The following is a 13,162-nucleotide window of genomic DNA, read 5'->3' as shown; positions in this document are numbered from 1 at the left end:
GTGGCGGGGGTTCGGTGTCAGGGGGTGCGGATGCCCAGCCGCGGCAGCCGGGGGATCTCGGCGACCGAGCCTGCCGACTGCGGAACGATGACCTGCTGGGTCGCGGCCACGGCGATCTCCTCGCTCAGCACCTGGAGCACGACCGTCGCCGGAACGGTGCGCTTCACGACGGCGAGGGCGATCGGCCCGAGCTCGTAGTGGATGGCGCTCGAGGTGATCGCACCGACGCCGCGGCGTTCGGTCTTGCCGTCCGGGAGCCTGCGCACGGCCTGGACTTCGTCTCCGTGCACCGGCAGCACTCCCTGGGAGCCGTCGAGGTGCAGCAGCACGAGCCGCCGCGGCGGGTGCCCGAGGTTGTGTACCTTGGCGACGGTCTCCTGGCCGCGGTAGCAGCCCTTGTTCAGGTGCACGGCGCTGCGCAGCCAGTCGAGCTCGTGCGGGAGGGTCCTGTCGTCGACCTCGTTCGCCCGGCGCGGTCGCCACGCCGCGATCCGGAGCGCCTCGAGGGCGAGCAGCCCGGCCGCGCGCACGGCGCCGCTGCGCACGGCGCGCGTCACAGCGGGAAGCGCGGTGCGGGGCAGGAGGGCCTCGGTCCAGTGCCAGTCGGCGCCGGGATGTTCGGGGTCTTCCGCGTACTGGAAGCCGCCGGTGACGACGGCCGCCCACGGGTCGTGCCAGACGAGGGGGGTTCCGTTCGGAGCCGCGGGTTCGAGCGCGGGGACGGCCACGGCGAGGTCGCCGATGCTTCCCATCGTGCCGATGACGGCGTACTCCTCGGTGCGGTCGCGGAGTTCGACCCGCAGCATGAAGCGCATCCGGTCGAGCCAGGCGAGCAGTGCGGGCAACTCGGCGGCCTCGACGACGAGCCAGGCCTCTGTTCCGTCGTCGACGAGGCGCACCGCGTGCTCGACGTGCCCGGTGGGGTCGAGTACGAGGGTCTCAGCCGAATCCCCCGGCTTGAGGTACCGAAGCTCCTGGCTCGTGATCGAGTTGAGCCAGGTCAGTCGGTCGGGGCCGGAGACCCCGAGCACCGCACGGTTGGAGAGGTCGACGATGGCCTCGCCGGCGAGCAGGTGCCGTTGTTCGATCATCGGGTTGCCGTAGTGGGCGGCGACGCCGGCATCGAGGCCGGTGGCCTGCACGGCGCCCGGCAGGTCGAGGAGGGCTGAAGCGGATGCGGTCGGCGGGGTCATGAGGACTTCTTCCGGGGTTTACGTGACGCAGAGGCGCACATCGGGGACAACGCGGGAACCGCCGGGATTATTCGACCCGTTTGAGCCGGCCGGAGGCGTGGGTGCGCAGGCTCTGCCCGAGGGCGGCGATATCCCAGGCCCAGAGCAGGTGACCGTCGACGAGGCCGTACAGCCGGGTCGCCGCCGAGTATGCCTTGGCTCCCTGGGTGCGCATCACCGCGTCGGTCGCGAGGTCGATCCGCGGTCCCTTGACCTGGCCGAGGTAGATCTCGGCGACACCGCCGGGGTGCACGAGGGTGACGTCGATGTCGAAGCCGCCGTCGGCGTTACGGAGCGTCTCGACGGCGAACGCCGTCGTGAACGGGTGCATACCCTCTGCGGGCAGCAGGCCGGGCCCCGGGTCGCCTGCACCCTGGGGGCGGCTCAGGCGCCAATAGCCGGTCTCGGTCATGAGCGGGGTGTTCCCGACGAGGGCCGGCCCTGCCGCGACCGTGTCGCCGGCGTCGGCGGCGTCGGGGTTCTGGTCGGCGCCTGCACCGTCGACGTCCTCGTCGATGTGAGTTGCGGCATCCGCTTCGAGCCAGGTATAGGAACTGTAGTTCAGGTGCGGAAGGCCGTCGTGGCTGAAACTCAGCCGGTGGCCGAACTCACGCGTGACCTTGCGGCCGTCCGGCAGGGCGTAGTCGATGACGCCGGACCCCTCCCAGACGCCGAGGAGCCACGAGAGCGGAACGAGTTCGGAGGGGAGCTGGGTCGGTAGCTCGAACATCGAGGGTTACCGCTGCCCCCGGAACAGCTTGAACAACACGAGGCCGGACACCCAGGCGATCGAGAGACTCGCGAGCGCGAGGAGGCCCAGGAAGAAGATTTCGAGCGCGAGGATTGACATGACACCACCTTAGCTGCCGGCGAGAGTCGAAACGCCTGCGGACGGGCGTCCGGCGCGGCTTTACCAGTTCGTTACAGAAGCCCGGCGAGCGCGAAGGTTCCGGTCGCGGCGGCGAGGACGATGACCGCGCCGACGAGGCTCAGCGTCACCCGGTGTACGTAGCCCTCTTTTTGGCCGGTCGCGAGCTGGATGGAGAGGGTGCCGATGGTGCACCCCGCGAGGGAGAGGCCGATCCACACAAGGGAGCGACCGGGCGCCGCGAGGGCCCCCGTGAGCACCGAACAGACCACGGCGAACGCCCAGACCAGGCCGACGCTTCTCCACTGCCACTTCACTCCTCCATTCTGCCCTGCCAAACGAGCAATTGGCTGCACGCTAGGATTGGCCAACAATGGTTGGAGGGCCCGCGTGGCGCAATTATTGATCCTGACCTCCGCGGTCGGCGGGGAGGTCCTGCCGGCACTGGCGTTGCTCTCGCATGGAATCCGTGTCATTCCGGCCCAGCCCGACCAGCTCATCACCGCCCCGGATTCCGATGTCATCCTCGTCGACGCCCGTACCAACCTGATGGCCGCCAAGTCGCTGTGCCAGATCATGCAGACGACCGGCAGCCAGGTTCCGCTGCTGCTCGTGATCACCGAGGGCGGCCTCGCCGCGGTGAGCCCCGGCTGGGGCATCGACGACGTGATCCTCGACACGGCGGGTCCCGCAGAGGTCGACGCCCGCATCCGCCTCGCCGCAGGGCGCACGCCGCGGGCCGAGGAGTCCGCGCTGATCCGCGCCGCCGGCGTCGTCATCGACGAGGCGAGTTATTCCGCGAAGGTTTACGGCCGGCCGCTCGACCTCACCTACAAGGAATTCGAGCTGCTCCGCTTCCTCGCGGCCCACCCCTCCCGCGTCTTCACCCGCGAGCAGCTGCTCAGCGAGGTTTGGGGCTACGACTACTTCGGCGGCACGCGCACGGTCGACGTGCACGTCCGACGCCTCCGCGCCAAGCTCGGCGACCAGGAATCCCTGATCGGCACCGTGCGCAACGTCGGATACCGCTTCAACGTGCAGGAACCAGAGGTCGTGCGTGATCAGTCCGTCGCACGGGCCTGACGACAGCGCCTTCGCGCTCCAGTTCGCCGCGGTGACGGATGCCGCCGCCCGCGTCGACGGGTACGCCCCGCTCAACGAGCAGGCCACCCTCGATGTCGCGGCCGGGCGCCGCACTCCCCTGTTGCTGCGCGACGGCGATGCGATCATGGGCCCTGTCGTCGGGGCGCTCGTCCTCGGCGCCGGCGAGCTCGACCTCGTCGTGCACCCCGACTTCCGCTGGCACGGCCACGCGACCGCGGCCCTGACCGAGCTCTTCGGCGATCCCGCGTTTGCGGCGGATGTTCCGGACGGCCTGACCGCGTGGGCGCACGGCGATCACCCGGCGGCCCGCGCCCTCGCCGGGCGTTTCGGCTTCGACGCGGTCCGGCGCCTCCTGCAGCTGCAACTGGCGCTCGACGCAGCCGCACCTCCGGCAGCCGTTCCCCCGGCGACGACGGCAGCCGACGACATCGTCATCACGGCCTTTGACCCCGACACGGATGCGGACGCCTGGGTCGCGCTGAACGCCGGGACCTTCGCGGCGCACCCCGAGCAGGGCGGCATCACCGCGGCCGACCTCGCAGACCGCATGAACGAGGACTGGTTCGACGCGGGCGACTTCCTCGTCGCCCGCCACGACACCGCCCTCATCGGCTACAACTGGCTGAAGCTCGAGCAAGGGGCAGCGGAGGGGGAAATCTACGTCGTGGGGGTGAGCGCCGAGTGGAGCGGCCGCGGTCTCGGACGCCGGCTGATGACCGCCGGACTCGAACGGCTGCGACAGCGCGGGGTGACGCAGGCGACGCTCTACGTCGAAGCCGACAATGGGCCCGCCGTGCGGCTGTATCGCTCCCTCGGATTCACCGACCGCACGGTCGACGTACAGTACCGCCGCCGAACCCGATAGCCACTGTTCACCCGGAACCGTCGCACCGGCAGGTCCCGCGGTGTCAGGATGGACTCATGGACGGCGAAAACATTCAGGAAGAATCGGGTCTCGGAAGCGACTTCGATGACGATTTCGATCCCCTGACCGGCAAGGACGACCCGGAACTCCCCACGAACCGGTATCTCGACCGGGAATTGAGCTGGCTCGCGTTCAACCAGAGGGTGCTCGAGCTCGCCGAGGATCCGCTGCTCCCGGTGCTCGAGCGCGCGAACTTCCTGGCCATCTTCTCGAGCAACCTCGACGAGTTCTTCATGGTCCGCGTCGCCGGGCTCAAGCGTCGGATCCTGACCGGACTGGCCGTGCCGACGAACATCGGCACCGCACCGCAGGACGCCCTCTCAGACATCTCGGCGATGGCGCACGTGCTCCAGGACCGGCACGCCCGCGCCTTCCAGAAGCTCGTCAGCCCGGCCATGATGGACGCCGGCATCCACATCGCCACCTGGGACAGCCTCGACGAGGCCGACCACCGGTCGCTCCGCGACTACTTCTCCAACCAGATCTTCCCGGTGCTGATGCCGCTCGCGGTCGACCCGGTGCACCCGTTTCCCTACATCTCGGGGCTCTCGCTCAACCTCGCCGTGAGGGTTCGCAACTCGAAGACCGGCAAGCAGGAATTCGCCAGGCTCAAAGTACCGACGATGCTGCCGCGCTTCGTGCGCGTCGACCGCCGCGAGGGCTTCGACAACGTGCGCTTCATCATGCTCGAGGACCTCATCGCCAATCACCTCGGCGACCTGTTCCCCGGCATGGACATCCTCGAACACCACGTCTTCCGGGTCACCAGGAACGAGGACGTCGAGATCGAGGAAGACGAGACCGAGAACCTGATCAAGGCCCTCGAGAAGGAACTGCTGCGCCGCCGGTTCGGCCCGCCCATCCGCCTCGAGATCACCGAGGACATGGACGAGGTCACCCTCGGCCTGCTCGTGCGCGAACTCGACGTCACCGAGCAGGAGGTGTACCGGCTGCCCGCTCCGCTCGACCTCGGCGGACTGTTCGACCTGCGCGTGGACCGCCCGGACCTGCGCTACGTCAAGCACGTGCCGACCACGGCCGTGCAGCTCCTCGCGCCGGAGCCGAACGCCGAGCCCGATATCTTCAGCTCGATCGCGCGCCGCGACATCCTGCTGCACCACCCGTACGAGTCCTTTGCGACGAGCGTGCAGGCATTCCTCGAGCAGGCCGCCGCCGACCCTGACGTGCTCGCCATCAAGCAGACGCTCTACCGCACCTCCGGTGACAGCCCGATCGTCGAGGCGCTCATCGCGGCCGCCGAATCCGGCAAGCAGGTGCTCGCCCTCGTCGAGATCAAGGCCCGCTTCGACGAGCAGGCCAACATCTCCTGGGCGCGCAAGCTCGAGAAGTCCGGCGTGCACGTCGTCTACGGCCTCGTCGGCCTCAAGACGCACTGCAAGCTCGCCCTCGTCGTGCGCAACGAGAACGGCGTACTGCGGCACTACAGCCACATCGGCACCGGCAACTACAACCCGAAGACCAGCAGGCTGTACGAGGACCTCGGCCTGCTGACCGCGGACCCCCAGGTCGGCAAGGACCTGACCCGCCTGTTCAACGAGCTGTCCGGGTACGCGATCGAGAAGAAGTTCAAGCGGCTCCTCGTCGCACCCCTGCACCTGCGGCGCGGGCTGTTGAAGGCGATCAACCTCGAGACGCAGGCCGCCCTCGACGGCAAGCCATCCGGCATCCGCATCAAGGTCAACTCGATGGTCGACGAAGCCATCATCGACGCTCTCTACCGGGCCAGCCAGGCCCGGGTTCCCGTCGAGGTCTGGGTGCGCGGCATCTGCAGCCTGACGCCGGGCATCCCCGGGGTCAGCGAGACGATCAAGGTGCGGTCGATCCTCGGCCGCTACCTCGAGCACTCCCGGATCTTCTCCTTCCACAACGGCGGGGACACCCAGGTGTACATCGGCAGCGCCGACATGATGCACCGCAACCTCGACCGACGCGTCGAGGCCCTCGTGCGCCTCGTCGACCCCGATCACCTCACGGAGATCGATGGCCTGTTCAACCGCGCCATGGACGACCGCACGGCGTCCTGGTGGCTCGACAACACCGGCGAATGGACCCGCCACCACCTCGACGATTCCGGAAAGCCGCTCGACGACATGCAGGACCGATTGATGCAGCAGATCTCCCGACGCGTGCGGCCGACGGGTCGCCGATGAGTGCGGTTCTTCCGAACGGGCCGGTTTACGCTGCCGGCGCGGTCTGCTGGCGCCTGATCGACGGCAAGATGAACGTCCTGCTGGTGCACCGCACGGTCTACGGCGACGTGACCATTCCCAAGGGAAAGGTCGACCCCGGCGAGACCATGCCGCAGACGGCGGTGCGTGAGATCGAGGAAGAGACCGGACTCGCGGTCGCCCTCGGCGTGCCGCTCGGCGAATCGCGGTATTCGCTCGGCAACGGGCGGGAGAAGGTCGTGCAGTACTGGGCCGCCGAGGTCCACCCCGCGGAGATCCAGCGCTCGACCTTTGTGCCGAACAGCGAGATCGCGGCGATCGAATGGGTCACGATCAAGAAGGCCCGCAGCTACCTCAGCTACGCGCAGGACGTCGAGATCATCGACGCCTTCGCCGAGCTCGCCGACCGCGGGGTGACGACGACGTTCGCCCTGATCGCACTCCGGCACGGCAAGGCCGTCACCGGTTCGAGCTGGGCAGGGCCCGACAGCACGCGGCCCCTCACCGAACGCGGCGTTGCCCAGGCAGTGGAACTCGTGCCGACCGTGACGGCATGGCGCCCGCGCCGCATCGTGTCGAGCACGGCCACCCGGTGCGTCACCACCGTCGCGCCGCTCGCGGCCGCGACGGGCATCCCGATCAAGCGCACGGAGCTGTTCAGCCAGGATGCCTTCGAGCAGGGCGTTGCGGATGTCCGCGCCGGCATCGGCAAGCGCATCCGCTCCCGTAAGACCGCCGTCATCTGCAGCCACGGACCGGTGCTTCCCGAGATCCTGCACGAGATCGCCCTCGCCACCGGGAGCACCTTCGGACTGTACATCGAGGAGGCTTCCCACCTCGACATCGGCTCCTTCTCGGTCGTACACCTGTCGCGCGAGAACCCGAGCGCCGGGATCCTCGGCATCGAGACCTACCGACCGAGCGTCTGAGGGCCGACGGCCCGCCGAACGGCCCGTTGACGTTAACCTTCCGTTCATCTTCCGGAGGGGGTGTCGTTAAGCCGTCGGATTATCGTCTGACCGGGGCCAGCACCGGCCCCGCCCTGCAGTCAGTTTCACTGCCGTCAACCCTCGAAAGGGAAAATTCGTGAATCTCAAGCGTTTTGGCCGACCCGCGGTCATCGCCGTCGCCGCCGCTCTCGCACTCTCCTCGTGCGCATCGAACGAAGCCGGCACCGGCTCGAGCACCACCGCAGCAACAACCAGCACTTTGACCGGAACGCTCACCGGCGCCGGCTCCTCGGCTCAGGGCTCGGCCCAGGAGGCCTGGATCTCCGCGTTCCAGACCGCCAACCCGAACGTTACGGTCAACTACGACCCGTCCGGCTCGGGCGCCGGCCGCTCCACCTTCATCGCGGGCGGCTCCGACTTCGCCGGCAGTGACTCGTACCTCGGGGACACCGAGCTCGCCGGCACATTCGCCTCCTGCGCCCCTGGCGCGAAGGCCGTCGACCTTCCGGTCTACATCTCCCCGATCGCCGTCGTCTTCAACGTCGCCGGCGTCACGGACCTCAAGCTCGACTCCGCGACCCTCGCGCACATCTTCCGCGGTGAGATCACGACCTGGAACGACCCGGCCATCGCCGCGCTCAACTCCGGCGTGACCCTCCCGGCAACGGCGATCACCGCCGTGCACCGCTCGGACGACTCCGGCACCACGAAGAACTTCACCGACTACCTCTTCCAGACCGCACCGACCGTGTGGACCGACAAGCCTGCCGACCCCTTCCCGATCAAGGCCGGCGAAGGCGCCAAGGGCACGTCCGGTGTCGTTGACGCCGTGACCAACGGCGTCGGCACGATCGGCTATGTCGACGCGTCCAAGGCAGGCAAGCTCGTCGTTGCGAAGATCAAGGTCGGCGACACCTTCGTCGGCTACACCGCAGAAGCCGCTGCCGCCGTCGTCGCCGCGTCCCCCCTCGTCGCGGGACGAAACGCGAACGACCTCGCGATCAAGATCAACCGCACCACGACCGACCCGACGCACTACCCGCTCGTGCTGGTCAGCTACGCGATCGTCTGCACCGAATACGCCAAGCCCGCCCAGGGCGAGCTCGTCAAGGCCTACGTGTCGTACATGGCCGGTGCTGACGGCCAGAAGGTCGCCGCATCCGCCGGTGGCGCCGCACCGCTCTCGGCCGACCTGTCTGCCAAGGTCGCCGCGGTTCTCGCGACCGTCAAGTAACACCCGTTTCACCGGCAGCACCCGCACTACCAGCACCACCGAAGTCTGCCCGGCCCGGGCCCGCGTCGTATCAGCGGCCCGGACCGGGCAGACTGGGGTGTGCGGTCCCCGGACCGCACACCGTTTTCGTTCCACAACCCGAAACTCAGGGAGACGCCCGGTATGACCTCCGTAGTTGCCCGCGATCGCATCCGCGCCCCGCAGCGTCCCGGCGATGTGGTCTTCTCCACCGCGACCGTCGTCGCCGGCAGCCTGATCCTCGCCGTGCTCGCCGCCGTCGCCGGGTTCCTGTTCGTCCAGAGCCTGCCCGCCTTCGTGGCCGTACCGGCCGACTTCAGCGGCGGCTTCACCAACTTCTGGGCTTACGTCTGGCCCCTCGCCTTCGGCACGCTCTGGTCGGCGCTGCTGGCCATGATCATCGCGATCCCGCTCGCGATCGGCATCGCCCTCTTCATCTCGCACTACGCCCCGCGCAGGATCGCCCAGGGCCTGGGCTACGTCATCGACCTCCTCGCCGCCGTGCCGTCCGTGGTCTTCGGCCTGTGGGGCATCGGCGTGCTGGCCCCGCTCGTCCAGCCGTTCTACTCGAACCTCGTCGATTGGTTCGGCTGGTTCCCGCTCTTCGCCGGGCCGGTCTCCGGCACCGGACGCACCATCCTCACCGTCGCCATCGTGCTCGCGGTGATGGTGCTGCCGATCATCACCGCGCTCTGCCGGGAGATCTTCCTGCAGACCCCCGTGCTCTACGAGGAAGCCTCTCTCGCCCTCGGCGCGACCCGCTGGGAGATGATCGCGATGGCGGTGCTCCCGTTCGGTCGCTCCGGCATCATCTCCGCGTCGATGCTCGGCCTCGGGCGCGCTCTCGGCGAGACCATGGCCGTCGCGATGGTCCTCTCCCCGAGCCCAACGGTCCTCTTCCAGTTGCTCACCTCGCAGAACCCGACGACCATCGCCGCGAATATCGCGCTGAACTTTCCTGAGGCGCACGGCGTCGGCGTGAACATCCTGCTCGCCACCGGCCTGATTCTCTTCGTCATCACCCTCGCGGTCAACATGATCGCCCGCTACATCATCAACCGCCGCAAGGCCTTCTCAGGAGCGAACTGATGAGCAGCACGACCGCCACCCGGGCCGCGAACACGCCCCAGGCCAACGCGTACGCCGCGGGCAAGCTGCCCCGGAACTCCACGCTCTACGTGCTGCTCTCGAGCTGGATCGTCTCCGGAGCGGTCTTCCTGGTGCTTCAGCTGTCGGGGGCGACTTCAGGGTTCAACATCGTCGGCACGATCTTCTTCGGCACGGTGCTCTACTGCGTCGCCATCTACGCGCTCTCGTACGCCGTCGAAGGCGTTCGCAAGGCGAAGGACCGCCTCGTCACCGCGCTCGTCACCGCCGCCTTCGTGATCGCACTGCTGCCGTTGATCTCGCTGGTCTTCACGACGGTCGCCAACGGGCTGCCGGCCTTCCTCACCCCGACGTTCTTCACCGAATCCCAGCGCAATGTCGTCGGCGCGGGCGGCGGCGCCCTGCACGCCATCATGGGCACCCTCGAGATCACCGGCGTCGCCACGCTCATCTCGGTGCCGATCGGCCTCCTCGCCGCGATCTACCTCACCGAGTACGGACGCGGCCGGCTGGCCCAGGCGATCACCTTCTTCGTGGACGTGATGACCGGCATCCCCTCGATCGTCGCCGGACTGTTCGCCTTCGCCTTCTTCGCGCTGCTCTTCAACGACGCGGGCATCCGGTTCGGTTTCGGCGGTGCGGTCGCGCTTTCCGTCCTGATGATCCCGGTCGTGGTGCGCTCGAGTGAGGAAATGCTCAAACTCGTGCCGAACGAGCTGCGCGAGGCCGCATACGCCCTCGGCGTGCCGAAGTGGCTGACCATTCTCAAGGTGGTGCTTCCGACCTCGATCGCCGGCATCGTCACGGGCATCATGATCTCGATCTCCCGGGTCATCGGAGAGACGGCCCCGCTGCTGATCATCTCCGGCTTCACGGCGAGCATGAACTACGACCTGTTCAGCCAGCGGATGATGACCCTCCCGGTGTTCGTGTACACCCAGTACGCGAACCAGGGCGCGGACACCCAGGCGTATCTCGACCGGGCCTGGGCGGGTGCACTCACCCTGGTGCTCATCGTCATGCTCCTGAACGGCCTCGCGAGGCTCATCGCCAGAATCTTCTCCCCCAAGCTCGGCCGCTAGGCTCCACCCGGCCGCTGGCCGCAACTCGAAGGATCACATGTCCAAGCGCATTGAAGTCAACGACCTCAACGTCTATTACAGCAAGTTCCTCGCTGTCGAAAACGTCACGCTGACGATCGAGCCCCGCACGGTGACCGCCCTGATCGGGCCGAGCGGGTGCGGAAAGTCCACCTTCCTCCGCACCCTGAACCGGATGCACGAAGTCATCCCCGGCGCCTACGTCACCGGCGAGGTGCTCATCGACGGCAACAACCTCTACGGGACCGGCGTCGACCCGGTGCTCGTGCGCCGCCAGGTCGGCATGGTGTTCCAGCGGCCGAACCCGTTCCCGACCATGTCGATCGGCGACAACGTGCTCGCCGGCGTGAAGCTCAACAACCGCCGCATCTCCAAGTCAGACGCGGACGCCCTCATCGAGAAGTCCCTCCAGGGCGCCAACCTCTGGAACGAGGTCAAGGACCGCCTCGACAAGCCCGGATCGAGCCTCTCCGGCGGCCAGCAGCAGCGACTCTGCATCGCCCGCGCCATCGCTGTGCAGCCCGACGTGATCCTGATGGACGAGCCGTGCTCGGCCCTCGACCCGATCTCCACCCTCGCGATCGAGGACCTCATCGAGGAGATGAAGGCCGAATACACGATCGTGATCGTCACGCACAACATGCAGCAGGCATCCCGGGTCTCCGACCGCACCGGCTTCTTCAACATCGCCGGCACCGGCAAGCCCGGCAAGCTCATCGAGTACAACGACACCACGACGATCTTCTCCAACCCGTCGGTGCAGGCCACCGAGGACTACGTCTCCGGCCGTTTCGGCTAAATCAGCGCTGAACGAATTCGACGGAGTTTTTGGTTTTCGACCCCCTAGGAGGCCGGGTAAACCGGTTCAGATCGCAAAAACTCCGTCGAATTGGTTAGGGCTCGGGGCTAGTCGGTGCGACCGAGCAGGTACGCGTTGAAGACGCGCGTGCGCGGCAGGTCGGTCGCGAGCGGCAGGCCGTCGAGCTCGGTCACCGCCACGACCAGGCGGATGCTCGACAGCAGCCAGACGGCATCCGCTGCCCGCAGCTCCGCGACGGTGACGTCCCGGTATTCCACCGGTTCGCCCTGCTCCCTGAGGTGCTCGAAGAGGCTCTGCTGGGTGGTGCCGTGCAGGATTGCCCCGCTCGGCGCCGGCGTCACGTACACTCCGGCCGAACGGATGACCACGCTCGACGTCGGACCCTCCATCACGTAGCCGTCGTGAGTGAGGAATATCGTGTCGTCGGCCCCGCGACGCCGCGCCTCACGGAGGGCGGCCATGTTGATCGCGTAGCTGAGCGTCTTGGCTCCCATCAGCAGCCACGGAGCGGCCTCGGCGACGCCGCGCGGGTAGCCGCGATCGAGGGTGATCGCCCGTACCCCGTTTTCGCGCGCGGCGGAGTGGTCGGGCGCGCGGGTCGCGTGCAGCCATGCCGTCAGCGCCGGCCCGGACTGGACGCCTCGGCTGAGCACGAATTTGAGGGCGAGCTCGCCCTCGTGGGGCACCCGGGAAACCGCGTAGCCGATGGCCTCACGCCATTGCGCCGCGTTCGGCACCGGGAGGTCGCAGATCTCCGCCGAATGGCGCAGTCGGCTGATGTGCGCCTCGACCTCCTGCGGATGGCCGTCGACGACGCTGAGCGTCTCGAAGATGCCGTCACCGCGCTGGGTGCTCAACTCCCCTACCCGGAGCGCCGGGGCGGTCGAGTCCATCTCGTGGAAGGTGCCCGCGAACTCCGTCTGGGCGGAATCGGCGGGCACCGGGTCGATCAGCAGGGTGAATGGCAGCGTCATGCCCCGAGCCTAGTTGCGGATCAGGAACTCTGGATGGCGACGATCGGAGCCGTCGTGGGCTGTTTCGAGCCGCCCTTGGGCTCGACGGTCATGCCGATCGTGTCGCCGGCGGTGAGGCTGCCGTCGAGGACCCGCCACGCGGTTCCTCCGTTCGCACTGACGCTCGTGTCGAGGAGACCGGCCGAGACCGCTCCCCCGGCTCCGATGTACCAGAGCTGGTAGTCCTGGTCTCCGGAAAGCGCCGGCAGGCCGTCGACGACGAGCGCCGACAGGCTGCTCGTGTCGGACCAGACCAGGGTGGCCGCGTGGCCGTCTGCGGTCGTCGCCGAAGCCCGCTGGACGTCCGGTGCCGCGTTGAGCTGGGCGAGGGATGCCGCCTGCTGGGCCGCGAAGGAATCGGAGGTGCCCGACGGGCCGGCCAGTCCCAGGCCGACGAACGTGCCGCCGACGAACAGGGCGACAGCGGCGGCCGCAGCGAGCAGGAGGCTCGCGGGCCGCTGGAACCAGCGCTTGCGTGCCCGCTCTGCGGCGCTCCGGCCGGAACTCGAGCCTGCGCCGGTGCCGGCCGCCGAGGGATCCGCGGAGACAACCGGGGTTGCCTGCGCGGAGGGGGGAACGGGCGGGACCGCGGCGAGGCGGGG

The 13,162-nt window shown here is 68.3% G+C and carries 13 protein-coding genes; 8 read left to right on the top strand and 5 right to left on the bottom strand.

The features are described 5' to 3' along the window. Positions 1 to 17: 17 nt before the first annotated feature. The 3 genes from QN350_RS17020 to QN350_RS17010 all read right to left on the bottom strand — a co-directional run bounded on the left by QN350_RS17020 (position 18) and on the right by QN350_RS17010 (position 2,417). On the bottom strand, positions 18 to 1,193 hold the full coding sequence (locus tag QN350_RS17020) for a folate-binding protein (protein ID WP_322137913.1): 1,176 nt from the start codon (positions 1,191 to 1,193) through the stop codon (positions 18 to 20). 67 nt (positions 1,194 to 1,260) lie between these two features. Then, positions 1,261 to 1,962 carry an FABP family protein gene (locus QN350_RS17015; RefSeq protein WP_322137914.1) on the bottom strand — a complete coding sequence of 234 codons (702 nt, stop codon included), beginning with the start codon at positions 1,960 to 1,962 and terminating at the stop codon, positions 1,261 to 1,263. A gap of 191 nt (positions 1,963 to 2,153) precedes the next feature. Further along, positions 2,154 to 2,417: a hypothetical protein gene (locus QN350_RS17010; RefSeq protein WP_322137915.1), complete on the bottom strand. Its 264-nt coding sequence runs from the start codon at positions 2,415 to 2,417 to the stop codon at positions 2,154 to 2,156. Between the two features lie 73 nt (positions 2,418 to 2,490). Between QN350_RS17010 and QN350_RS17005 the strand changes: the two genes are divergently transcribed. The 8 genes from QN350_RS17005 (at position 2,491) to pstB (ending at position 11,526) form a co-directional block, all read left to right on the top strand. Beyond that, on the top strand, positions 2,491 to 3,183 hold the full coding sequence (locus QN350_RS17005) for a winged helix-turn-helix transcriptional regulator (protein ID WP_281535805.1): 693 nt from the start codon (positions 2,491 to 2,493) through the stop codon (positions 3,181 to 3,183). Continuing rightward, complete coding sequence (gene mshD, locus QN350_RS17000) at positions 3,158 to 4,069, top strand: mycothiol synthase (protein ID WP_322137916.1); 912 nt, start codon at positions 3,158 to 3,160, stop codon at positions 4,067 to 4,069. The genes QN350_RS17005 and mshD overlap by 26 nt, the downstream gene beginning before the upstream one ends. Positions 4,070 to 4,125: 56 nt before the next feature. Further along, entirely contained in the window at positions 4,126 to 6,300 is a 2,175-nt protein-coding gene (locus QN350_RS16995) for an RNA degradosome polyphosphate kinase (RefSeq protein WP_322137917.1), read from the top strand. Next, a complete protein-coding gene (locus tag QN350_RS16990) occupies positions 6,297 to 7,247 on the top strand; it encodes an NUDIX hydrolase (protein ID WP_322137918.1) in 951 nt (316 codons plus the stop codon). Before QN350_RS16995 ends, QN350_RS16990 begins: the two co-directional genes overlap by 4 nt. Positions 7,248 to 7,404: 157 nt before the next feature. Continuing rightward, complete coding sequence (pstS, locus tag QN350_RS16985; protein ID WP_322137919.1) at positions 7,405 to 8,502, top strand: phosphate ABC transporter substrate-binding protein PstS; 1,098 nt, start codon at positions 7,405 to 7,407, stop codon at positions 8,500 to 8,502. Between the two features lie 162 nt (positions 8,503 to 8,664). After that, positions 8,665 to 9,609, top strand: coding sequence for a phosphate ABC transporter permease subunit PstC (gene pstC / locus QN350_RS16980; protein ID WP_322137920.1), 945 nt, complete (start codon positions 8,665 to 8,667; stop codon positions 9,607 to 9,609). Further along, a complete protein-coding gene (gene pstA, locus QN350_RS16975) occupies positions 9,609 to 10,709 on the top strand; it encodes a phosphate ABC transporter permease PstA (protein WP_322137921.1) in 1,101 nt (366 codons plus the stop codon). The genes pstC and pstA overlap by 1 nt, the downstream gene beginning before the upstream one ends. Before the next feature lie 37 nt (positions 10,710 to 10,746). Further along, complete coding sequence (gene pstB, locus QN350_RS16970; protein ID WP_322137922.1) at positions 10,747 to 11,526, top strand: phosphate ABC transporter ATP-binding protein PstB; 780 nt, start codon at positions 10,747 to 10,749, stop codon at positions 11,524 to 11,526. A 107-nt stretch (positions 11,527 to 11,633) separates the two neighbouring features. On the opposite strand, the gene QN350_RS16965 is transcribed toward pstB, so the two are convergent. Both QN350_RS16965 and QN350_RS16960 read right to left on the bottom strand, forming a co-directional pair. Next, positions 11,634 to 12,521 (bottom strand): aminodeoxychorismate lyase, encoded by an 888-nt coding sequence (locus QN350_RS16965; RefSeq protein ID WP_322137923.1) that lies wholly within the window; start codon positions 12,519 to 12,521, stop codon positions 11,634 to 11,636. A gap of 20 nt (positions 12,522 to 12,541) precedes the next feature. After that, the coding region (locus tag QN350_RS16960; RefSeq protein ID WP_323516947.1) for an anti-sigma factor at positions 12,542 to 13,162 on the bottom strand (621 nt) is incomplete at its 5' end.

The organism is Cryobacterium sp. 10I5 (assembly GCF_035019865.1).
Classification (GTDB): Bacteria; Actinomycetota; Actinomycetes; order Actinomycetales; family Microbacteriaceae; genus Cryobacterium; species Cryobacterium breve_A.
The sequence above is the reverse complement of the archived record's forward strand: the minus strand, read 5'-3'. Positions and strand labels throughout refer to the sequence as shown.

Bases quoted from the DNA above. Each gene is read 5' to 3' on its own strand.
- pstA (WP_322137921.1), top strand. From the start codon at position 9,609: ATGAGCAGCACGACCGCCACCCGGGCCGCGAACACGCCCCAGGCCAAC.
- QN350_RS17020 (WP_322137913.1), bottom strand. From the start codon at position 1,193: ATGACCCCGCCGACCGCATCCGCTTCAGCCCTCCTCGACCTGCCGGGC.
- QN350_RS16965 (WP_322137923.1), bottom strand. From the start codon at position 12,521: ATGACGCTGCCATTCACCCTGCTGATCGACCCGGTGCCCGCCGATTCC.
- pstB (WP_322137922.1), top strand. From the start codon at position 10,747: ATGTCCAAGCGCATTGAAGTCAACGACCTCAACGTCTATTACAGCAAG.
- QN350_RS16990 (WP_322137918.1), top strand. From the start codon at position 6,297: ATGAGTGCGGTTCTTCCGAACGGGCCGGTTTACGCTGCCGGCGCGGTC.
- pstC (WP_322137920.1), top strand. From the start codon at position 8,665: ATGACCTCCGTAGTTGCCCGCGATCGCATCCGCGCCCCGCAGCGTCCC.
- QN350_RS17015 (WP_322137914.1), bottom strand. From the start codon at position 1,962: ATGTTCGAGCTACCGACCCAGCTCCCCTCCGAACTCGTTCCGCTCTCG.
- QN350_RS16995 (WP_322137917.1), top strand. From the start codon at position 4,126: ATGGACGGCGAAAACATTCAGGAAGAATCGGGTCTCGGAAGCGACTTC.